Raw genomic sequence first — 21,292 nt, forward strand, 5'->3', positions numbered from 1 at the left:
CAACCAGGTACGAACGGCGTAAAGGATGGGGCGCATGAAGAAGCTGGCGATCGCGATGGGCGGCGGAGTGGCACTGGCACTGGTGGCCGTCGCCACCCATCCGACGCCCGCCCCCGCGCAGGAGGTCAAGCCGATCGATCGCAGCGAAATCGACCCTAGCGTGATGCATGTTCAGGTGATCCTGGACCATCTGGCCTTCTCGCCGGGGGTGATCGACGGGCGGCGTGGCATGTCGCTGACCGCCGCGCTCAAGGGCTTTCAGGAGGCGCGCGGCCTGCCGGTGACCGGTGAGCCGGACAGCGCGACGCTGAAGGCGCTGTATCCCTATCGTGGCTGGCGTCCGACCAAGACGGTGGTGATCGACCAGAAGACGGTCGACGGCCCCTATACCAACCCACTGCCCAAGGACCCGCCGGAGCAGGCCAAGCTGCCGCGCCTGGGCTATCGCGACGCCTGGGAAGCGCTGGGCGAGCGTTTCCATACCACGCCTGCCATCCTCGCCGCGCTCAATCCGGGTGCGCAGGTGAAGGTCGGCCAGCGGCTGGTCGTGCCCAACTCGCTACCCACGTCGCGCGCTTACCCGGATGTCTTTCCGGCGGACTGGAAGGCGACGCTGAACAGCCTGAACGTCGATGCGCGCCAGCCGCGCGGCGAGAAGATCGTCGTCGACAAGTCGGATTCCGTGCTGCGTGTGTTGGACGGGCAGGGCAAGCTGGTCGCGCAGTTCCAGGCGACGATGGGGTCGGAGCATGATCCGCTGCCCATCGGTACGTGGAAAATCTATGGCGCGGACTATAATCCGCAATTTCACTACAACCCCGCCTTGTTCTGGGATGCCGACAAGGGGGATCGCAAGGCGATGCTGCCGCCGGGTCCCAACGGACCGGTCGGGGTGATCTGGATCGACCTGTCCAAGCCGCATTACGGCATCCACGGGACGCCTAGTCCCGAGACGATCGGGCGGGCCGAGAGCCATGGCTGCATCCGCCTGACCAACTGGGATGCTGCACGGCTGTCGTTGATGGTGAAGCCCGGCACGCAGGCGGTGTTCCAGGAATGAGGAAGGCGAGGGGGACGGGGCCCTTGTCGCGCTTCGGCTGGGTGATGCTGGGCGCGATCGTCGTGGTGGTCGGCGGCTTCGTGTCGATGTTGTCCTTCGGGACGGGCGGCGTGGTCGTGCCGATGGCTCCGGCACCCAAGACGCCGGGCGTCGCGGGGAGCTCCGCGTCCCTCGTCATGCCGGTGGCGGGCTATCCCGTGGCGAAGTTGCACCGCGACTGGGGCGACCCGCGCGAGGGTGGCAAGCGGCAGCATCAAGGGTTGGACATCATGGCCCCGGCCGGAACCCCGGTGGTCGCGGCCTTTGGGGGCACGATCGAGAAGCTGTTCGATAGCGAACGCGGCGGCCATACGCTCTATATCCGCTCGCCGGATCAGCGCTGGAGCCTCTATTATGCGCATCTTCAGGGGTACGCGCCGGGGCTGGCGGAAGGGCAGCGGGTTCGCCAGGGTCAGGTCGTCGGTTATGTCGGCGACAGCGGCAATGCGGGGCCGGGCAACACCCATCTACATTTCGCCGTCCACTGGATGCGGGCCGGTGACGGCTGGTATCAGGGTGAGCCGGTCGACCCCTATCCGCTGCTTGCCGGAAAGACCGCTTCGCGTTAAAGCGGCCGACACAGGAGGCCGGGCCGCGTGTGTCGCGCCGGTGTCCTTCGCTCTTTCCAGCAGGTTGAAGACCCATGAAGATCAGCGGCGTGGACATTCGTCCCGGCAACATCATCGAGTATGAAGGCGGCATCTGGCGCGCCGTGAAGATTCAGCACACCCAGCCCGGCAAGGGCGGTGCGTATATGCAGGTCGAGATGAAGAACCTCATCGACGGCCGCAAGACCAACGTCCGCTTCCGCTCCGCCGAGACGGTCGAGCGCGTCCGCCTGGATACCAAGGACTTCCAGTTCCTGTTCGCGGAAGGCGACGACCTGACCTTCATGGACAAGGAAACCTATGAGCAGATCACGCTGCCGCGCGACCTGCTGGGCGATGCCGCCGCGTTCCTGCAGGACGGCATGGACGTCGTGATGGAACTGCACGAGGAAAAGCCGATCTCGGTCCAGCTGCCCGACCAGATCGAAGCGACCATCGTCGAGGCCGACGCCGTGGTGAAGGGGCAGACCGCCTCGTCCTCGTACAAGCCCGCCATCCTCGACAATGGCGTCCGCGTGATGGTGCCGCCGCACATCGCGAGCGGAACGCGCATCGTCGTCGACGTGTACGAACAGACCTACGTCCGCCGCGCGGACTAATGACGATCGGCGGATGACCGGCGCAGCGTAGCGCGACCCCGTCATCCGCCGTCCCGGCCCGTCGTTCGCGGCGGGCCTTTTCAATTTTGAGCGCCCTGGGAACGAGCAGCGGCGCGATCGAAAGGACGATCATGGCCTCGCACTCCGGGCTTCTCACCATCATGGAACGCGCCGCGCGCAAGGCCGCCCCGCGTCTCCGCCGCGACTTCAACGAAGTCCAGCACCTCCAGGTTAGTCGCAAGGGCCCTGCCGACTTCGTGTCGATGGCCGACAAGCGTGCCGAGGAAACCGTCTTCGAGGAACTGAAGAAGGCGCGTCCCGACTGGAACTTCCTCATGGAGGAGGGCGGCGAGATCAAGGGCGATCCGTCCAAGCCGCGCTTCATCATCGACCCGCTCGACGGCACCTCGAACTTCCTGCACGGCATCCCGCACTTCGCCATCTCGATCGCGGTCGAGGAGCCGCTGGCGAACGGCAAGCGTGAGGTCACCACCGGCCTGATCTATCAGCCGCTGACCGATGAGAGCTTCTGGGCCGAGAAGGGCCGGGGCGCCTGGTTGCAGGACGGCCGCCTGCGCGTGTCGTCGCGTCGCGACCTGTCGGAAGCGCTGATCGCCACCGGCATCCCGTTCCTGGGACATGGCGATTTCGTCCAGTGGAGCCGCATTTTCGGTGCGATCGCGCCGCAGGTCGCCGGCATCCGCCGGTTCGGCTCAGCCGCGCTCGACCTCGCCTGGGTCGCGGCGGGTCGCTATGACGGCTTCTGGGAGTCGGGCCTGAAGCCCTGGGACGCGGCGGCGGGCATGCTGCTGGTGCGAGAAGCGGGCGGTTTCGTCAGCGACTTCCGGGGTTCGGACAAGTCGCTCGAGCGCGGCGAGTATCTGGCGGCGAACGAAGGCCTGCATTCCAAGCTGCACAAGCTGTTGGCGAACGCGCTTCGTTAACGCGCTGAAGGGATTTTGAGCGCAATCGCCTGCTGCTATTGCGCTCAACCTATTCAGATACCATCTTAAATTTCGTCGAACGGGGTGAATGGCACGGTTCAGTTGCGATTCATTCTCATGCCTCCGCTGGCTTGCTCCGGCCGACCCATCGGCCTAAAGCCATCCGCATCCAGTTCCGCATCTGCGAGAGAAAAACTTGGTCGATCTGTCGCAATATCTGCCGATCCTCCTGTTCCTGGGCGTTGCCCTGGTACTGTCGTCGGCCTTCGTGTTTCTGCCGATGCTCGTGGCGCGCCTGACCGGTGCCCATAAGCCCAACGAGCAGAAGCTGTCCGAATATGAATGCGGCTTCCCCGCGTTTGAAGACCCGCGCAGCCAGTTCGACGTGCGGTTCTACCTCGTCGCCATCCTGTTCATCATCTTCGATCTGGAAGCGGCGTTTCTGTACCCCTGGGCGGTGAGTGTCTTCAGCCTCGGCTGGACCGCCTGGTTTTCGATGATGATCTTCATCGGCGAGCTCGCGCTGGGTCTCGTCTATGCGTGGAAGAAGGGAGCGTTGGATTGGGAGTAAATCTTCACTCCGGTCCGGTTGAGTTCAAGCCTCAGGCCCATGGCGGACTCGCCCATGATGGCCAGGCCGTCATTCAGCCCGATCAGGGCTTTTTCGACGGGCTCAACGGCGAGCTGACCGACAAGGGCTTCCTCGTCACCTCGACCGAGGAACTGTTCCAATGGGCGCGCACCGGCTCGCTCTGGTGGATGACCTTCGGTCTGGCGTGCTGCGCGGTGGAGATGATCCACGTCAACATGCCGCGTTACGATCTGGAGCGCTTCGGCGCCGCACCGCGCGCGTCGCCGCGCCAGTCGGACGTGATGATCGTCGCGGGCACGCTGTGCAACAAGATGGCCCCGGCGCTGCGTCGTGTGTACGACCAGATGTCGAACCCGAAATATGTCATCTCGATGGGCAGCTGCGCCAATGGCGGCGGCTATTACCATTATAGCTATTCGGTGGTGCGCGGCTGTGACCGGATCGTGCCCGTGGACATCTATGTCCCCGGTTGCCCGCCGACCGCCGAAGCGCTGCTGTACGGCGTGATGCAGCTGCAGAGGAAGATCCGCCGCGCCGGGAGCATCGAACGGTGAGGGCGCCTGCTCCCCGTTTCGCCGCGAATGACGGCGTGATCGACGCGGCCCGTGCCGCGCTCGGCCCCTGGCTGCTCGGCGCGCGCGAGCATGTTGGTGAGGTTGCGCTGGTCGTCGACCGCGCGAACCTGGTTCCGGCGATGACCGCGCTGCGCGATACCAAGGGGCTGGAATATCAGCAGCTCATGGAAATCGCGGGCGTCGATTACCCCGAGCGCGACGAGCGTTTCGAGGTGGTCTATTGCCTGCTCTCGCTGACCCGCAACCACCGCCTGCACGTCCATGTCTCGACCGACGAGGACAAGCCGGTGCCGTCGGTGACGGGCTTGTGGCCGGTCGCGGGCTGGCTGGAGCGTGAGGTCTATGACCTGTACGGCGTGCTGTTCGCGGGCAATAGCGACCTGCGTCGCATCCTGACCGACTATGGTTTCCGCGGCCATCCGCTGCGCAAGGACTTCCCGCTGACCGGCTATACCGAGTTGCGGTACTCGGAAGAGGAAAAGCGCGTCGTCTATGAGCCGGTGAAGCTGGCGCAGGACTTCCGCAATTTCGACTTCCAGAGCCCGTGGGAAGGCGCCGACTACGTGCTGCCGGGCGACGAGAAGGGCACGATGCCCAAGGCCGCCGAGGCTAAGACCACCGAGGCGCCGAAGCAGACCGGCGCGGGTCAGCCGCATCCGGGCAACAAGGCCGAGGACAAGCCCAAAAACCCGGACGTCGTGCCGGGCAAGGGCGGAGGACAGAACCAGTGAGCGACTACGTCGACGAACTGCTCCACAAGACGGACGATGCCGACCCGACCACGGGCGACGTGTCGATCCAGAACTATACGATCAACTTCGGTCCGCAGCATCCGGCGGCGCACGGCGTGCTTCGCCTTGTCATGGAGCTGGACGGCGAGATCGTCGAACGCGTCGATCCGCATGTCGGCCTGCTGCATCGCGGCACCGAGAAGCTGATCGAGTACAAGACCTATTCGCAGGCGCTGCCGTATTTCGACCGCCTCGATTATTGCTCGCCGATGTGCATGGAGCACAGCTATGTGCTGGCGGTCGAGAAGCTGCTCGATCTGGAAGTGCCGCTGCGCGCGCAATATCTGCGGACGTTCTTCGCCGAGCTGACGCGCATCTCGAACCACATGCTCAACATCGGCAGCCACGTCATGGACGTCGGCGCGATGACGCCGAACCTGTGGCTGTTCGAGATTCGCGAAGACTGCATGAACTTCTATGAGCGGGCCTCGGGCGCGCGCATGCATGCGAATTACTTCCGCGTCGGCGGCGTCCACCAGGACGTGCCGCTCAAGCTGCTGACCGACATCGCCGACTGGCTCGATACGCGTCTGCCGCAGCTATTCGAGGATGCGATCGGCCTGGTCGCCAACAACCGCATCTTCAAGCAGCGCAATGTCGACATCGCGGTGGTCAACCGCGAGGACGCGATCAAGTGGGGCTTCTCCGGCCCGATGATCCGCGGCTCGGGCATTCCGTGGGACCTGCGCAAGTCGCAGCCTTACGACGCCTATGACAAGGTGGACTTCGACGTGCCGGTGGGCACCAGCGGCGATTGCTATGACCGTTTCATGGTGCGCGTCGAGGAAGTGCGCCAGTCGGCCCGGATCATGAAGCAGTGCCTGGCGCAGATGCCCGAAGGTCCGGTGCTCGCCACCGACCGCAAGGTCACGCCGCCCAAGCGCGCCGAGATGAAGCGCTCGATGGAAGCGCTGATCCACCACTTCAAGCTCTATACCGAAGGGTATCACGTCCCCGCCGGTGAGGTGTATGTCGCGACCGAAAGCCCCAAGGGCGAATTCGGCGTGTACCTCGTCTCCGACGGATCGAACAAACCCTATCGCTGCAAGATCCGCCCGACCGCGTTCAGCCATCTCCAGGCCATGGAGTTCATGTCCAAGGGGCATATGCTGGCCGATACGACCGCGATCCTGGGCGCGATGGACATCGTTTTTGGTGAATGTGACCGCTAATGGCTGACGCTCCCAACATCCCCGATGAGGCGGAAGTCCGCGCCCGCTGGGGCAATTTTGCCTGGACCGACGAGAACCAGAAGAAGGCGAACGAGATCCTCGCGCGCTATCCGAAGGGCCGCGAACAGTCCTGCTCGATCCCGTTCCTCGATCTGGCCCAGCGCCAGGTGGGGGCGGAGACGCAGACGCAGGGCTGGCTGCCCGTGCCGGTGATCGAGTTCGTCGCGCGTCAACTGGGTGTCGCGTACATGCGCATCTATGAGGTCGCGACTTTCTACACGATGTTCAACCTCGCGCCGGTCGGCCGTTATCACGTCCAGGTGTGCGGCACGACGCCGTGCATGCTGCGCGGGTCGGACGATGTGCTGGCGGCGTGCAAGAACAAGGGCCTGATCAAGGGCAAGACCACGCCCGACGGTATGTTCACGCTGACCGAGGTCGAGTGCATGGGCAATTGCGCCTCCGCACCGATGGTCCAGATCAACGACGACAATTACGAGGATCTGGATTACGACCGCACGGTCACGATCCTGGAGGCGCTGGCCCGTGGCGAGCAGCCGAAGACCGGTACGCAGGAGCCGGGTCGCCACACGGTCGAGCCGATCGGCGGCCCGACCACGCTGACCGCCATGGTCGGCGACAATCACGACTATCGCGGGGAGTGGGGCGCATAATGCTCGCTGACAAGGACCGCATTTTCACCAATCTCTACGGCTATCAGCCGTGGAACGTCGACGCGGCGATGAAGCGTGGCGATTGGGACAATACCAAGGCGCTGCTGGAGCTGGGCCAAGACAAGATCATCGACGTCATCAAGGCGTCTGGTCTGCGTGGGCGCGGCGGTGCGGGCTTCCCGACCGGCATGAAGTGGAGCTTCATGCCCAAGGAACCGCGCCCCGACCGGCCGAGCTTCCTGGTCATCAACGCCGACGAGTCCGAGCCGGGTTCGTGCAAGGACCGCGAGATCATCCGCCACGACCCGCACAAGCTGATCGAGGGCGCGCTGGTTGCGGGCTTCGCGATGCGTGCGCGGGCGGCCTATATCTACATCCGCGGCGAATATATCCGTGAGGCCGAGACGCTGTTCGCGGCGGTCGCCGAGGCCTATGACCGGGGCTTCCTGGGCAAGAATGCCTGTGGCTCTGGTTACGACTTCGACGTCTTCGTCCATCGCGGTGCCGGCGCGTACATCTGCGGGGAAGAAACCGCGATGATCGAGAGCCTGGAGGGCAAGAAGGGCCAGCCGCGCCTAAAGCCGCCCTTCCCGGCGGGGGCGGGCCTCTATGGCTGCCCGACGACGGTCAACAACGTCGAATCGATCGCGGTTGCCCCGACCATCCTGCGGCGCGGTGCCGAGTGGTTTTCGTCCTTCGGGCGCGAGAACAACAAGGGCACCAAGCTCTTCCAGATCTCCGGCCATGTCGATCGCCCCTGCGTGGTCGAGGAAAGCATGTCGATCAGCTTCCGCGAGCTGATCGAGAAGCATTGTGGCGGTATCCGTGGCGGTTGGGACAATCTGCTCGCGGTGATCCCGGGCGGTTCGTCGGTGCCGCTGGTGCCCGCCGCCGAGATCATGGACGCGCCTATGGATTTCGACGGCCTGAAGGCGGTCGGATCGGGCCTCGGCACGGCGGCCGTCATCGTCATGGACAAGTCGACCGACATCGTCCGCGCGATCAGCCGTCTGTCCTACTTCTACAAGCATGAGAGCTGCGGCCAGTGCACGCCGTGCCGTGAAGGCACCGGCTGGATGTGGCGTGTGATGGAGCGGATGCGCACCGGCGATGCCGATGTGTCCGAGATCGACACGCTGTTCCAGGTGACGAAGCAGGTCGAAGGTCACACCATCTGCGCGCTCGGCGACGCGGCGGCCTGGCCGATCCAGGGCCTGATCCGCCACTTCCGCCCGGAGATGGAACGCCGCATTCGCGAACGCAAAGGCGAGACGGGCGGCAACGCCCCGATGATGGAAGCTGCCGAATAATGCCTAAGGTCAAAGTCGACGGCGTCGAGATCGAGGTGCCGCAGGGCGCCACCGTGCTGCAGGCCTGCGAGCTGGCGGGCAAGGAAATCCCGCGCTTCTGCTATCATGAGCGGCTGTCCATCGCGGGCAATTGCCGCATGTGCCTGGTCGAGGTGAAGCCTGGGCCCCCCAAGCCGCAGGCGAGCTGCGCGCTTCCGGCGGCGGACAATCAGGAGATCTTCACCACCACCCCGATGGTGAAGGCCGCACGCGAAGGCGTGATGGAATTCCTGCTGATCAACCATCCGCTGGACTGCCCGATCTGCGATCAGGGCGGCGAGTGCGACCTGCAGGATCAGTCCATGGCCTATGGCAAGGGCCATAGCCGCTATGACGAGAATAAGCGGGCCGTCACCGAGAAGTATATGGGTCCGATCGTCAAGACGGTCATGACCCGCTGTATCCAGTGCACCCGCTGCGTCCGCTTCGCCGAAGAGGTCGCGGGCGTGGAGGAAATTGGCGCGATCTATCGCGGCGAGAATATGCAGATCACGTCGTATCTCGAACAGGCGGTGTCGAGCGAGCTGTCGGGCAATGTCGTCGACTTGTGCCCGGTGGGCGCGTTGACGTCCAAGCCCTATGCGTTCGAGGCGCGTCCCTGGGAGCTGAAGAAGACGCTCGCCATCGACGTGATGGACGCGGTCGGCACCAATATCCGTCTCGACAGTCGTGGTCGCCAGGTGCTGCGCTGCGTGCCGCGCATCAACGACGAGGTGAACGAGGAGTGGGCGAGCGACAAGACGCGTCATGCGATCGACGGCTTGGTCCGTCGTCGTCTCGACCGTCCTTTCATCCGCCGCGACGGCAAGCTGGTGCCCGCCACCTGGGACGAGGCGTTCGCCGCGATCCGTGACGTGAATGCCGGTTCGAGCGTCGCCGCCATCGCCGGTGATCTGGTCGATTGCGAGACGATGTTCGCCGCCAAGGCGCTGCTCGCCAAGATGGGTTCGACCCTGCTCGAGGGCCGTCAGACCGGTATGGACTATGACGTGTCGAGCCTGGCTGCGGTCAACTTCAACACGACCATTGCGGGCGTCGAGCGCGCCGATGCGATCCTGCTGATCGGCACCAATCTGCGCTGGGAAGCGCCGCTGGTGAACACCCGTATCCGCAAGGCGATCAAGAAGGGTGCCAAGGTCTTCGCGATCGGCTCCGAGACAGACCTGACCTACAAGGTCGAGTGGCTGGGTGCCGACCTGTCGGTGCTGGGCAACCTGCCCGAGGGCGTTACCGAGCTGTTCGGCAAGGCCGTACGCCCCATGGTGATCGTCGGTGGCGCGGCGCTGAAGGGCGCGCATGGCGCGAGCCTGAAGCTGGTCGACCAGTTCAATCTGGTGCGGACGCTGGAAGATGGCTCGGCTTGGAACGGCTATAATGTCGTTCATATGGCCGCCGCTCGCATGGGCGGGCTGATGCTCGGCTATGCGCAGAAGGGCGGCATCGCCGACGTGGTTTCGGCCGCGCCGAAGCTGGCCTTCTTCCTGGGCGCCGACGAGGTGGACTTCGCCAAGTTCGGCAGCAGCTTCAAGGTGTTCGTCGGCCATCATGGCGACAAGGGTGCGCATCACGCCGATGTCATCCTGCCGGGCGCGACCTTTGCCGAGAAGTCGGGCACCTGGGTCAATCTGGAAGGTCGGGTGCAGCGCGGCGACCGTGCGGTGTTCGCACCGGGCGATGCGCGCGACGACTGGACGATCTTCCGCGCGCTGTCCGAAGTGCTGGGCCAGACCCTGCCGTTCGACACGCTCGAAGAGCTGCGCACCGCCATGGCGGCCGAGGTTCCGGCGCTGGGCAAGCTCGACCTGGTGACCTTCGACTGGGCCGCGCCGTCGCTGAACGCGACCGCGACCGGCACGCTGGAAGGCTATCCGATCAAGGACTTCTACCTCACCAACGCGATCTGCCGCGCCAGCCCGACGATGCAGCGCTGTTCGGCCGAACTGGTCCATGGTGAGAGCTATGCGGAGGCAGCGGAGTGACCGCGTTTTTCAACACGACGCTCGGCCTTCCTTATGGCTGGGCCTGGACGATCGCGACGCTGGTCGGGATCCTGGCGATCGCGCTGCCGCTGATGCTGGCCGTCGCGATGGTCATCTATGTCGACCGCAAGATATGGGCGGCGATGGCGCTGCGCCGGGGTCCGAACGTGGTCGGTCCCTTCGGTCTGCTCCAGTCCTTCGCTGACGGTCTGAAGGTCTTCCTGCAGGAAACCATCGTTCCGGCCGCCGCCAATCGCGGGCTGTTCCTGCTGGCGCCGATCATCACCTTCACGGTCGCGCTGATCGTCTGGGCGGTGGTGCCGTTCCAGCCGGGCGTGGTCGTCGCCAACATCAATGTCGGCCTGCTCTATGTCCTCGCGGCGTCGTCGCTGGGCGTATACGGCGTGATCCTGGCGGGCTGGGCGTCGAACTCGAAATATCCCTTCTATTCGGCGCTTCGTGCGGCCGCGCAGATGGTGTCCTATGAAGTTGCGATCGGCTTCATCCTGATTTCGGTCGTGATGTGGTCGGGCAGCTTCAACCTGACGGCCATTGTCGAAGCGCAGAAGAGCGTGCTGAACACGGGCGTCAATGGCTTCTTCCTGAATCCGCTGCTCTTTCCGATGGCAATCATGTTCTTCATCTCGGCGCTGGCCGAGACGCAGCGCGCGCCGTTCGACCTGACCGAAGCGGAGTCGGAGCTCGTCGCGGGTTACCAGACCGAATATAGCTCGATGTCGTTCGCGCTGTTCTGGCTGGGCGAATATGCCAACGTCATCCTGATGTGCGCGCTGAACGCGATCCTATTCTGGGGCGGCTATCTGCCGCCGGTGAACTGGGCACCGCTCTACGTCGTGCCGGGCATCGTCTGGCTGCTGCTGAAGATGTGCTTCTTCTTCTTCGTCTTTTCCTGGGTGAAGGCGACCGTGCCGCGTTACCGGTACGACCAGCTGATGCGGCTGGGCTGGAAGGTGTTCCTGCCGGTGTCGCTGTTCTGGGTATTCTTGGTGTCTGGCGTGCTGATGTATGCGCGCGTGGGAGTTCCGGCATGAGCGTTGCTCAGTACGTCAAGGCTTTTACGCTGTGGGAGTTCGTGAAGGGCCATGCGCTTACCCTTCGCTACTTCTTCAAGCCGAAGGCGACGATCAACTATCCGTTCGAGAAGAACCCCATCTCTCCGCGCTTCCGGGGCGAGCACGCGCTGCGTCGCTATCCCAATGGCGAGGAGCGGTGCATCGCGTGCAAGCTGTGCGAGGCGATTTGCCCCGCCCAGGCGATCACGATCGAGGCGGAACCCCGCGACGACGGCAGCCGCCGCACGACGCGCTACGACATCGACATGACCAAGTGCATCTATTGCGGGCTGTGCCAGGAGGCTTGCCCCGTGGACGCCATCGTCGAGGGGCCGAACTTCGAATTTTCGACCGAGACCCGCGAAGAGCTGATCTACGACAAGTCGAAATTGCTCGATAACGGTGACCGCTGGGAAAGCGCGATCGCGGCGAACCTTGCCGCCGATGCGCCGTACCGTTAAAGCCCGCGACCAACGGTTCGGGGCGGACAGAAAAGGGGCCTGACAGGCAGTGATACAGGCTATCGCCTTCTATATTTTCGCGACCGTGGTGATCGTGTCCGCAGGGCTCACGATCGCGTCGCGCAATCCGGTGCACTCGGTCATGTGGCTGATCCTGGCGTTCTTCAACGCTGCGGGCCTCATGGTGCTGTGCGGGGCCGAGTTCATCGCGATGCTGCTGGTCATCGTGTATGTGGGCGCGGTCGCGGTCTTGTTCCTCTTCGTCGTCATGATGCTCGATATCGAGGTCGCGGCGATGCGGGCGGGCTTTGCGCGCTATCTGCCGCTGGGGCTGGCGCTGGCCGTCGCCCTGCTGGCCGAGGTCATCATCGCGTTCCAGGCGTGGAGCGTCGGCGGCGTGCAGCTGGCGGCTCGTGCGGCCCCGATCGCGCCGGAGGTGTCCAACATCCAGGCGATCGGCAACCTGCTCTACACGCGCTATCTGTTCATCTTCGAGGGTGCGGGCCTGGTCCTGCTCGTCGCAATGATCGGCGCGATCGTGCTGACCCATCGCAAGCGCGGCGGCGTCCGTCCGCAGAACATCGCCAAGCAGAATGCGCGTCAGCCGCATGAGGCGATCCGCAACATCAATCAGCCCATCGGGCAGGGGGTGGAACTGTGACGATCGGTCTCGTCCATTATCTGGTCGTTGCAGCGATCCTGTTCACCATGGGGGTGCTGGGTATCTTCCTGAACCGGAAGAACCTGATCGTCATCCTCATGGCGATCGAGCTCATCCTGCTCGCCGTGAACCTGAACCTCGTCGCCTTCTCGGCCGCGCTTCAGGATCTGGTGGGGCAGGTCTTCGCCATGTTCGTGCTGACCGTGGCCGCCGGTGAATCGGCGATCGGTCTGGCGATCCTGGTCATCTATTTCCGTGGCCGCGGCACCATCGCGGTCGACGACGTCAACCGGATGAAGGGGTAATCGGGTTGATCCTCGCTATCGTCTTCCTGCCGTTGCTGGCCGCCGCCATTGCGGGGTTCGGCAACAAGGCCATCGGGAACGTGCCCGCCAAGGTCGTCACGACCGGCGCGCTGTTCATCTCCTGTGCTCTCTCATGGCCGATCTTCATCGGCTATCTGGCGGGCCATAATGTCGCGACGGTGACGCCGGTGCTCCACTGGATCACCAGCGGGGCCATGTCGGTCGACTGGGCGCTGCGCGTCGACTCGCTGACCGCGATCATGCTGGTGGTCATCACCAGCGTCTCGGCGCTCGTCCACCTCTACAGCTGGGGCTATATGAGCGAGGAGCCGGATCAGCCGCGCTTCTTCGCCTATCTTTGCCTCTTCACCTTCGCGATGCTGATGCTGGTGACGGCGGACAATCTGGTCCAGATGTTCTTCGGCTGGGAAGGCGTGGGTCTCGCGTCCTACCTGCTGATCGGCTTCTGGTTCCGTAAGCCCTCGGCCAATGCGGCTGCGATCAAGGCGTTTGTCGTCAACCGCGTTGGCGACCTCGGTTTCATGCTCGGTATCTTCGGCACCTTCCTGGTGTTCGGGACCGTCTCGATCCCGGCGATCCTGGCGGCGGCCCCCGGCATGGCGGGCTCGACCATCGGCTTCCTGGGCTATCGGTTCGACACGATGACCGTGCTCTGCCTGCTGCTGTTCGTCGGCGCGATGGGCAAGTCGGCGCAACTCGGCCTCCACACCTGGCTGCCGGACGCGATGGAAGGCCCGACCCCGGTTTCGGCGCTGATCCACGCGGCGACGATGGTCACCGCGGGCGTGTTCATGGTGTGCCGCCTGTCGCCGATGTTCGAAACCTCGCCGACCGCTCTGGGTGTCATCACCGTAATCGGTGCGTGCACCTGCTTCTTTGCCGCGACCGTCGGCACGGTGCAGACCGACATCAAGCGCGTCATCGCCTATTCGACCTGTTCGCAGCTCGGCTACATGTTCTTCGCGGCCGGCGTCGGCGCCTATGGTGCGGCGATGTTCCACCTGTTCACGCACGCCTTCTTCAAGGCGCTGCTGTTCCTGGGTGCGGGCTCGGTGATCCATGCCATGCACCATGAGCAGGACATGCGCTATTATGGCGGCCTGCGTCGTCATATCCCGCTCACCTTCTGGGCGATGATGATGGGCACGCTGGCGATCACCGGCGTCGGTATCCCGGCTCTGTTCGGCAATCCGATGGCGTTCGGCTTCGCGGGCTTCCATTCGAAGGACGCGATCATCGAAGTCGCCTATGCGGGTGGTTCGGGCTTTGCCTTCTGGGCGGGCGTGATCGCCGCGCTGCTGACCAGCTTCTATTCGTGGCGCCTGATGTTCCTGACCTTCTGGGGCAAGCCGCGCTGGACCGGGTCGGAGCATATCCAGCACGCGATCCATGACGCGCACGGCCACGGCCATGACGATCATACGCACGGCCACGCTCATGATGCGCATCACAACGACGCGCATTCGGAAGATGCCGGTCACGAGCCGCATACCCACGACGCGGGTCATCACGATGTGCCGGAAGGCACCGGCGGTTATCATCCGCATGAGAGCCCGCTGGTCATGCTGATCCCGCTGATCGTCCTGTCGATCGGTGCGATCGCGGCGGGCTTCGTCTTCCATGGCTGGTTCATCGAGCCGGAAGCGGGCGAAAGCTATTGGAAGGGCGCGATCGCCTTCAACGAGCATCTGATGCACTCGATGCACGGCGTGCCGGTTTGGGTGAAGCTGTCGGCGACGGTGGTGATGCTGCTCGGTCTGCTGACCGCGTATCTGACCTATATCCGTGCCCCGGAGTTTCCGGCCAAGTTCGCGGACCAGTTCCGCATCCTGTACCGCTTCCTCCTCAACAAATGGTATTTCGACGAGATCTACCATTTCCTCTTCGTGCGCCCCGCCTTCGCGATCGGCCGGTTGCTGTGGCACCGTGGCGACGAGAAGACGATCGACCGCTTCGGCCCCAATGGTGTCGCCTGGCTCGTCCAGCTCGGCAGCAAGGGTGCGGCGCGCTTCCAGACGGGATACCTCTACAGCTATGCCTTCGTCATGTTGATCGGCCTGACCGCGGCCGTCACCTGGGCCATTTTGGGTTGATCGCGTGATGCAGGGCTTCCCGATCCTCTCCGTCATGCTGGCGGTCCCGGCTGTTGCCGCGATCGCCTGCCTTTTCCTCTCCGCGCAGGGGGCTCGCCTGCTGGCGCTCGCCGCCACGCTGATCGATTTCGCCCTGGGCATCGTGCTCTGGACGCAGTTCGATGTGGGCGGCGCCCAGTGGCAGTTCGTCGAACATGCCCCCGGCATCTTCGGCCCGTTCGGCTGGTCGCTCGGCATCGATGGTTTCGCGCTGCTGCTGATCATGCTCAGCGTGTTCCTGATGCCGATCTGCATCGGCGCCAGCTGGCGCGCGATCGACAAGCGGGTCCCGGAATATATGGGCCTGTTCCTGTTCACCGAAGTGCTGATGATCGGCACCTTCGCGGCGCAGGACCTGTTCCTCTTCTACGTCTTCTTCGAGGCTGGTTTGATCCCGATGTATCTGATCATCGGTATCTGGGGCGGGGCGAACCGCATCTACGCGTCGTACAAGTTCTTCCTGTACACGCTGCTCGGCTCGCTGCTGATGTTCGTCGCGATGCTCTATATGGCACGCACGGCGGGCACGACCTCGATCCCGGCGCTTCTCGCCTATGACTTCCCGGCCTCGGTCCAGACCTGGTTGTGGATCGCCTTCTTCGCCTCGTTCGCGGTCAAGATGCCGATGTGGCCGGTCCACACCTGGCTTCCCGACGCGCACGTGCAGGCGCCGACGGCGGGTTCCGTCATCCTGGCGGGCGTGCTGCTGAAGCTTGGCGGTTACGGCTTCCTGCGCTTCCTGCTGCCGATGTTCCCGGAGGCGAGCGGCCAGCTGACCTGGCTGATCTTCGGCCTGTCGGCGGTCGCGGTGATCTATGCCTCGCTGGTCGCGCTGGTGCAGTCCGACATGAAGAAGCTGATCGCCTATTCGTCGGTCGCGCACATGGCGATCGTGACCATCGGCCTTTATGCCTTCAACCAGCAGGGCATCGAGGGCGCGATGATCATGATGCTCAGCCACGGTCTGGTGTCGGGCGCGCTCTTCCTGTGCGTCGGCGTCATCTATGATCGTCTGCACACCCGTGAGATCGCGCGTTACGGCGGCCTGTCGATCAACATGCCCAAATATGCCGTGCTGTTCCTGTTCTTCACCATGGCGTCGATCGGTCTACCGGGCACCAGCGGCTTCGTCGCCGAGTTCCTGTCGCTGATGGGCACCTATCAGGTGTCGACCTGGACCGCGCTGCTCTGCACCACCGGCATCATCCTGGGTGCGGCGTATATGCTCTATCTCTACCGGCGGGTCGCCTATGGCGAGATCAAGTCGGACGAGGTGGCGGCCATGCCGGACCTGTCGAGCCGTGAGCTGTGGCTACTTGCCCCGATTGCGGCGGTGACGCTGTGGATGGGTGTCTATCCGGAGAGCTTCCTGGCGCCGATGCGCAAGGATGTGCAGGTTCTGCTCCAGCGGATCGACCGGGCGAATCCCGGTTCGGACAGCCGTCCGACCGCCGGTAACCCCGCGCTCGCCACCACCCATGCCCCTGAGCACCAAGCTGCGCACGGGGAGGCGCACTGATGAGCTATTCGTTGAACCTTTTGATGGTCCTGCCCGAGCTGGTGCTGACCCTCGGCGCGATCGCGCTGATGCTCGTCGCTGCCTGGGGCGGAACGAACGCCACGCGCGGCATCTCGATCGCGGCGGTGTTCGTACTGGCGGGGGCGATGGTCGCGCTGGCCGGTCCGGCGACCACGGGCGGGCTCGCCTTTGGCGGTCTGTACCGCGCCGACGCCTTTGCCGGTTTCGCCAAGGTCCTGATCTATCTGGCGACCGCGGTGGCGATCATCATGGCGCCGCGCTTCTTCGCCCGCTCGCCGGGTGAGGATCTGCGTCCCGAATATCCCATCCTGATGCTGCTCTCGTCGGTCGGCATGGGCATGATGGTGTCGGCGGGCGATCTGCTGACGCTGTATGTCGGTCTCGAACTGCAGAGCCTGTCGGCCTATGTGCTGGCGAGCTTCATGCGTCGCGACGGTCGTTCGGCCGAAGCGGGCCTAAAGTATTTCGTCCTCGGCGCGCTCGCCTCGGGCATTCTGCTTTACGGCATCTCGCTGGTTTACGGCTTCTCGGGTTCGACCGACTTCGCCCAGATCGCCCTGGCCTATGGTCGTGATGCCGCCGCTGGCACGCGCTCGCTGGGCCTGATGTTCGGTCTGGTGTTCGTGTTCGCCGGTCTCGCGTTCAAGATGTCCGCGGTGCCGTTCCACATGTGGACCCCGGACGTCTATGAAGGCGCGCCGACCCCGGTGACGGCCTTCTTTGCCTCGGCCCCCAAGGTCGCGGCGATGGCGCTGGCGGTACGTGTCGCCGTCGAGGCGATGGGTTCGGCCGCGCAGCAGTGGCAGCAGATCGTGACCTTCGCCGCGCTGGCGTCGATCATCCTGGGTGCGGTTGCGGCGATCGGGCAGACCAACATCAAGCGGCTGCTCGCTTACTCGTCGATCAACAATGTCGGTTTCGCGCTCATCGGTCTGGCGGCGGGTACGGCACAGGGTGTCGCGGCGGTGCTGACCTATCTGACCATCTATGTCATCATGACGCTGGGTGCGTTCCTGATCGTCATCCGTATGCGTGACGAGAATGGCAACCCGCTGGAGTCGATCGCCAGCCTGTCGGGTCTGTCGCGCACGCGTCCGGGCCTGGCCTGGGCGATGGCCTTCTTTATGTTCTCGGTCGCGGGCATTCCGCCGCTGCTCGGCTTCTATGCCAAGTTCGCGGTGTTCAATGCGGCGGTCGCGGCGGGCCTGTTCCCCCTGGCAGTGATCGGTGTCGTCGCCTCGGTGATCGGTGCCTTCTACTATCTGCGCATCGTCAAGACGATGTTCTTCGACGAGCCGGTCGGCTCCTGGGCCAATACCGAGGCCGAACCGGTCGAGAGCGGCCTGATCGCGCTGTCGGCGCTGTTCGTATCGCCGGTCGGCTATCTGGCGATCCCGCTGCTCGGCGCATGGTCGCTGGCGGCGGCACGGGCGCTGTTCTGAGCCGATTGCTCCACGTCCCGGAAACGGGATCGACCAATGCCGATCTTCGCCAGCTTGCGGAAGCGGGCGGCGAAGACGGCCTTTGGCTCCGCGCCGACCGCCAGACGGCGGGGCGCGGACGCCAAGGGCGGGACTGGTCCTCGCCATCCGGCAACTTCTATGGATCGACCCTGGTACGGCTGCGCCCCGGCGATCCGATGGCGGCCACGCTGGCGCTGGTCGCGGCGGTGGCGATCGAAGAGGCGGTTCGCGCCTGCCTGCCCGATATCGGCGCGCGCCTGGCGCTCAAATGGCCCAATGACCTGTTGATCGACGGTGCGAAACTGTCGGGTATTCTGTTGGAGCGCACCGGCGATGCGATCGTCATCGGCATGGGGATCAATCTGGCGTCGGCCCCGCAGCTATCCGATCGCGCCACGACCGCGCTGGGCGATCATGGCGTCGCTGTCCCGCCCGCGGAAATGCAGGCGCTCCTTGCCGATGCGATGACCCGCTGGGTCGCGATCTGGCGGACGCAGGGGCTGGCCGCCGTCATCGCACGCTGGGAAGCGCGCGCGCATCCGCGCGGCACCCCGCTCACCGCCAGACTGCCCGATGGGCAGGTGCTGACCGGCACCTTCGATGGTTTGGCGAGCGACGGCGCGCTTCGGCTCGGCTTGGCGGACGGCTCGGCGCATGTCATCCATGCTGGCGATATCTTCCTGGTCTGAGGGACTTTCATGCTGCTTGCCATCGATGCCGGGAACACGAACGTGGTCTTCGCGCTGCTCGACGGGCGGACGATCAAGGGCCGCTGGCGCATCGCGACCGACCCGCGCCGCACGGGCGACGAATATGCGGTGTGGCTGAGCCAGCTGCTCGCGCTGGAAGGCTATGCGCGCGAGGACGTGACCGGCGTCATCATCGCCACCGTCGTGCCGCGCGCGCTCCACAATCTTCAGGTGCTGGCGCAGAAATATTTCAAGGTCGACCCGCTGATCGCCGGACGCGCGCCGGTGGAGTGGGGGATCGCCATCGACGTCGACGAACCCGCCTCGCTGGGCGCGGACCGGGCGGTCAACACGATCGCGGCGCATGCGCTCTATCCCGGTGACCTCATCACGATCGACTTCGGCACCGCGACGACCTTCGACATCAGCGACTATCAGGGCGCGTATAAGGGCGGGATCATCGCGCCGGGCATCAACCTGTCGCTCGATGCGCTGGTGACGGCCGCCGCCAAGCTGCCCCGCATCGCGATCGAGGCCCCGGAAAGCCGCAGCGTCATCGGCCGCAACACGGTCGACCAGATGCATATCGGCATCTTCTGGGGCTATGTTGCGATGATCGAGGGGCTGGTCGCGCGGCTGAAGGCGCAGGTCGGTCGCCCGGTGAAAGTGCTGGCGACCGGCGGATTGGCGGCGCTTTTGAGCCCTCACACCGATGTTTTCGACCATATCGAGCCCGACCTGACCATTCAGGGGCTGGCGATCCTGTGGGAACGCGCCCATATTGCGAACTGAAGTTTCGGATCGGACAGCCCGCGAAAAGCCGCAGGGCGTCCGTATCCGCGAAAGAATGACCGCGCCCTGACCGGCGCAAAACCTAATGCCCCTGGACCTCGCTTGCAGCGGGGAGGGGCTTCCATTGTCAGGAAGTGAATGACTCCCAAGAAAGAATTGCTGTTCTGCGCGCTCGGTGGATCGGGCGAAATCGGCATGAACGTGAACCTGTACGGCACCGAAGGTAAGTGGGTGATGGTCGATTGTGGCATCACCTTTGCCGATCCGGCCTATCCCGGCATCGACGTGATCCTGCCCGACCTCAGCTTCATCGAGGATCGTCTGGACGATCTGGTCGGCATCGTGCTGACCCATGGCCACGAAGACCATATCGGCGCGCTGCCCTATCTGGCCGAAGACCTGGGCGTGCCGATCTATGCCACCGCCTTCACCGCCGGGCTCGTCCGCGGCAAGCTGGAGGAAGAGGGCAGCGCCAACCGCGTCAAGCTGCGCGTGATGGAGACGGGCAAGACGTTCGAGGTCGGCCCGTTCGACTTCACCTTCGTGCCGCTGTCGCACTCGATTCCCGAGGCCAATGCACTGCTGATCGAGACCGCGGTCGGCCGTGTCTTCCATACCGGCGACTGGAAGCTCGACCAGACCCCGGTCATCGGCAAGCCCGCCAGCCCGGCGCAACTGTCGTCGATCGGCGACATGGGCGTCGACGTGCTGGTGTGCGACTCGACCAACGCCTTCAACACCGAAGCCTCGGGCTCGGAAGCCAGCGTGCGCCCCGGCATCGCCGAGACGGTCGCCAAGGCCAAGGGGCGCGTCGTCGTGACCACCTTCGCCTCCAACGCCGCGCGTCTGGTGACGCTGGGCGAGGTCGCGAAGGAAACGGGCCGCAAGCTGTGCGTCACCGGCCGCTCGCTCGACCGGATCCTGAAGGTCGGCAAGGCCTGTGGCTACTTCAAGGGCTTCCCCGAGACGGTCGATCCCGAAACCGCGATGCGACTCCCGAAGGACCGCGTGCTGATCGTCGCGACCGGCGGCCAGGGCGAGCCGCGCGCGGCGCTGTCGCGCATCGCGGAGGGCAGCCATACGATCCGGCTCGACACTGGCGACACGGTGATCTTCTCGGCACGCCAGATTCCGGGCAACGAGACGGCGGTCGGCCGTATCCAGAACATCCTGGCGGGCAAGGGCGTCCGCATGGTCACCGAGCGGCAGGCGCATGTCCATGTCTCGGGCCATCCCGGCCAGCCCGAACTGGCGCAGATGTACAAGTGGTTGCGTCCGCGCACGTTGATGCCCGTCCACGGCGAGATGCGGCACATGATGGAACATGCCCGCTTTGCGACGACGCAGGGCGTGCCCGCGACGCTGGTCCAGTCGGACGGCGACATCGTCCGCCTGCTGCCCGGCAATGCGACCAAGATCGGTCAGGCGCCGGTCGGGCGGCTGGTCCTGGACGGTGACGTGATCCTGCCCTCGGACGGCTCGACGATGAACGAGCGGCGCAAGCTGGCGATCAACGGCCAGATTTCGGTCGGTGTCGCGGTCGCCAAGGGGCGGCTGGTTGGCAGCCCGCAGGTCCGGGTGCAGGGCGTGCCGGTCGAGGACGAACGCGATGCCTTCATCGCCGAGGCCATTGCCGCCGCCGCCAAGGCGGTGGACGGCCCGCGCCGCAACACCGACAAGCTGCGCGAGGATATCCGCCTGTCGGTGCGCAAGGTCGCGACGCGCTGGACCGGCAAGAAGCCGATCGTCGACGTCCTGCTGATCGAGGGCTAA

The 21,292-nt window shown here is 64.7% G+C and carries 21 protein-coding genes; all 21 read left to right on the forward strand.

Annotation, left to right across the window (positions count from 1 at the left end):
- Positions 1-34: 34 nt before the first annotated feature.
- The 21 genes from SB4_RS02735 (at position 35) to SB4_RS02835 (ending at position 21,292) form a co-directional block, all read left to right on the forward strand.
- Entirely contained in the window at positions 35-1,060 is a 1,026-nt protein-coding gene (locus SB4_RS02735) for a L,D-transpeptidase family protein (protein WP_058716347.1), read from the forward strand.
- 23 nt (positions 1,061-1,083) lie between these two features.
- A complete protein-coding gene (locus SB4_RS02740; RefSeq protein ID WP_058751316.1) occupies positions 1,084-1,668 on the forward strand; it encodes a M23 family metallopeptidase in 585 nt (194 codons plus the stop codon).
- A gap of 74 nt (positions 1,669-1,742) precedes the next feature.
- Positions 1,743-2,306, forward strand: a complete 564-nt coding sequence (gene efp / locus SB4_RS02745) for an elongation factor P (protein ID WP_058716349.1) — start codon at positions 1,743-1,745, stop codon at positions 2,304-2,306.
- A 131-nt stretch (positions 2,307-2,437) separates the two neighbouring features.
- Positions 2,438-3,250 carry an inositol monophosphatase family protein gene (locus SB4_RS02750; RefSeq protein WP_056438117.1) on the forward strand — a complete coding sequence of 271 codons (813 nt, stop codon included), beginning with the start codon at positions 2,438-2,440 and terminating at the stop codon, positions 3,248-3,250.
- A gap of 196 nt (positions 3,251-3,446) precedes the next feature.
- Complete coding sequence (gene ndhC / locus SB4_RS02755; RefSeq protein WP_058733355.1) at positions 3,447-3,821, forward strand: NADH-quinone oxidoreductase subunit A; 375 nt, start codon at positions 3,447-3,449, stop codon at positions 3,819-3,821.
- On the forward strand, positions 3,812-4,396 hold the full coding sequence (locus SB4_RS02760) for a NuoB/complex I 20 kDa subunit family protein (protein ID WP_206378809.1): 585 nt from the start codon (positions 3,812-3,814) through the stop codon (positions 4,394-4,396). The genes ndhC and SB4_RS02760 overlap by 10 nt, the downstream gene beginning before the upstream one ends.
- Positions 4,393-5,148 (forward strand): NADH-quinone oxidoreductase subunit C, encoded by a 756-nt coding sequence (locus SB4_RS02765; RefSeq protein WP_058751317.1) that lies wholly within the window; start codon positions 4,393-4,395, stop codon positions 5,146-5,148. The genes SB4_RS02760 and SB4_RS02765 overlap by 4 nt, the downstream gene beginning before the upstream one ends.
- Positions 5,145-6,380 carry an NADH-quinone oxidoreductase subunit D gene (locus SB4_RS02770; protein WP_058751318.1) on the forward strand — a complete coding sequence of 412 codons (1,236 nt, stop codon included), beginning with the start codon at positions 5,145-5,147 and terminating at the stop codon, positions 6,378-6,380. Before SB4_RS02765 ends, SB4_RS02770 begins: the two co-directional genes overlap by 4 nt.
- Complete coding sequence (locus SB4_RS02775; protein WP_058733358.1) at positions 6,380-7,054, forward strand: complex I 24 kDa subunit family protein; 675 nt, start codon at positions 6,380-6,382, stop codon at positions 7,052-7,054. Before SB4_RS02770 ends, SB4_RS02775 begins: the two co-directional genes overlap by 1 nt.
- Positions 7,054-8,364 carry an NADH-quinone oxidoreductase subunit NuoF gene (gene nuoF / locus SB4_RS02780; protein WP_042483195.1) on the forward strand — a complete coding sequence of 437 codons (1,311 nt, stop codon included), beginning with the start codon at positions 7,054-7,056 and terminating at the stop codon, positions 8,362-8,364. Before SB4_RS02775 ends, nuoF begins: the two co-directional genes overlap by 1 nt.
- Positions 8,364-10,382, forward strand: coding sequence for an NADH-quinone oxidoreductase subunit NuoG (gene nuoG / locus SB4_RS02785; protein ID WP_058751319.1), 2,019 nt, complete (start codon positions 8,364-8,366; stop codon positions 10,380-10,382). Before nuoF ends, nuoG begins: the two co-directional genes overlap by 1 nt.
- Positions 10,379-11,434, forward strand: a complete 1,056-nt coding sequence (gene nuoH / locus SB4_RS02790) for an NADH-quinone oxidoreductase subunit NuoH (protein WP_058751320.1) — start codon at positions 10,379-10,381, stop codon at positions 11,432-11,434. Before nuoG ends, nuoH begins: the two co-directional genes overlap by 4 nt.
- On the forward strand, positions 11,431-11,916 hold the full coding sequence (nuoI, locus tag SB4_RS02795; protein ID WP_042483186.1) for an NADH-quinone oxidoreductase subunit NuoI: 486 nt from the start codon (positions 11,431-11,433) through the stop codon (positions 11,914-11,916). The genes nuoH and nuoI overlap by 4 nt, the downstream gene beginning before the upstream one ends.
- A 49-nt stretch (positions 11,917-11,965) precedes the next feature.
- A complete protein-coding gene (locus tag SB4_RS02800) occupies positions 11,966-12,577 on the forward strand; it encodes an NADH-quinone oxidoreductase subunit J (RefSeq protein WP_007404217.1) in 612 nt (203 codons plus the stop codon).
- Positions 12,574-12,882 carry an NADH-quinone oxidoreductase subunit NuoK gene (gene nuoK, locus SB4_RS02805; protein ID WP_007404079.1) on the forward strand — a complete coding sequence of 103 codons (309 nt, stop codon included), beginning with the start codon at positions 12,574-12,576 and terminating at the stop codon, positions 12,880-12,882. The genes SB4_RS02800 and nuoK overlap by 4 nt, the downstream gene beginning before the upstream one ends.
- Positions 12,882-14,996, forward strand: a complete 2,115-nt coding sequence (gene nuoL, locus SB4_RS02810) for an NADH-quinone oxidoreductase subunit L (RefSeq protein WP_153006029.1) — start codon at positions 12,882-12,884, stop codon at positions 14,994-14,996. Before nuoK ends, nuoL begins: the two co-directional genes overlap by 1 nt.
- Positions 14,997-15,003: 7 nt before the next feature.
- The gene (locus SB4_RS02815; RefSeq protein ID WP_058751322.1) at positions 15,004-16,554 is read left to right on the forward strand and encodes an NADH-quinone oxidoreductase subunit M; all 1,551 of its coding nucleotides are present in this window, start codon (positions 15,004-15,006) and stop codon (positions 16,552-16,554) included.
- A complete protein-coding gene (gene nuoN / locus SB4_RS02820) occupies positions 16,554-18,017 on the forward strand; it encodes an NADH-quinone oxidoreductase subunit NuoN (RefSeq protein ID WP_058751323.1) in 1,464 nt (487 codons plus the stop codon). Before SB4_RS02815 ends, nuoN begins: the two co-directional genes overlap by 1 nt.
- Entirely contained in the window at positions 17,984-18,727 is a 744-nt protein-coding gene (locus tag SB4_RS02825) for a biotin--[acetyl-CoA-carboxylase] ligase (RefSeq protein ID WP_058751324.1), read from the forward strand. The genes nuoN and SB4_RS02825 overlap by 34 nt, the downstream gene beginning before the upstream one ends.
- Before the next feature lie 9 nt (positions 18,728-18,736).
- The gene (locus tag SB4_RS02830; protein ID WP_058751325.1) at positions 18,737-19,519 is read left to right on the forward strand and encodes a type III pantothenate kinase; all 783 of its coding nucleotides are present in this window, start codon (positions 18,737-18,739) and stop codon (positions 19,517-19,519) included.
- Between the two features lie 138 nt (positions 19,520-19,657).
- Positions 19,658-21,292: a ribonuclease J gene (locus tag SB4_RS02835; RefSeq protein WP_058751326.1), complete on the forward strand. Its 1,635-nt coding sequence runs from the start codon at positions 19,658-19,660 to the stop codon at positions 21,290-21,292.

The sequence above is a fragment of the Sphingomonas sanguinis genome, assembly GCF_001476905.1.
Taxonomy (GTDB): Bacteria; Pseudomonadota; Alphaproteobacteria; order Sphingomonadales; family Sphingomonadaceae; genus Sphingomonas; species Sphingomonas sanguinis_B.

What these genes read in the sequence shown, in the direction of transcription:
- nuoF (WP_042483195.1), top strand. Translation starts at nt 7,054, where the DNA reads ATGCTCGCTGACAAGGACCGCATTTTCACCAATCTCTACGGCTATCAG.
- SB4_RS02825 (WP_058751324.1), top strand. Translation starts at nt 17,984, where the DNA reads ATGGTCGCTGGCGGCGGCACGGGCGCTGTTCTGAGCCGATTGCTCCAC.
- SB4_RS02835 (WP_058751326.1), top strand. Translation starts at nt 19,658, where the DNA reads ATGACTCCCAAGAAAGAATTGCTGTTCTGCGCGCTCGGTGGATCGGGC.
- SB4_RS02735 (WP_058716347.1), top strand. Translation starts at nt 35, where the DNA reads ATGAAGAAGCTGGCGATCGCGATGGGCGGCGGAGTGGCACTGGCACTG.
- efp (WP_058716349.1), top strand. Translation starts at nt 1,743, where the DNA reads ATGAAGATCAGCGGCGTGGACATTCGTCCCGGCAACATCATCGAGTAT.
- SB4_RS02830 (WP_058751325.1), top strand. Translation starts at nt 18,737, where the DNA reads ATGCTGCTTGCCATCGATGCCGGGAACACGAACGTGGTCTTCGCGCTG.
- nuoG (WP_058751319.1), top strand. Translation starts at nt 8,364, where the DNA reads ATGCCTAAGGTCAAAGTCGACGGCGTCGAGATCGAGGTGCCGCAGGGC.
- nuoI (WP_042483186.1), top strand. Translation starts at nt 11,431, where the DNA reads ATGAGCGTTGCTCAGTACGTCAAGGCTTTTACGCTGTGGGAGTTCGTG.
- SB4_RS02815 (WP_058751322.1), top strand. Translation starts at nt 15,004, where the DNA reads ATGCAGGGCTTCCCGATCCTCTCCGTCATGCTGGCGGTCCCGGCTGTT.
- SB4_RS02775 (WP_058733358.1), top strand. Translation starts at nt 6,380, where the DNA reads ATGGCTGACGCTCCCAACATCCCCGATGAGGCGGAAGTCCGCGCCCGC.
- SB4_RS02750 (WP_056438117.1), top strand. Translation starts at nt 2,438, where the DNA reads ATGGCCTCGCACTCCGGGCTTCTCACCATCATGGAACGCGCCGCGCGC.
- nuoN (WP_058751323.1), top strand. Translation starts at nt 16,554, where the DNA reads ATGAGCTATTCGTTGAACCTTTTGATGGTCCTGCCCGAGCTGGTGCTG.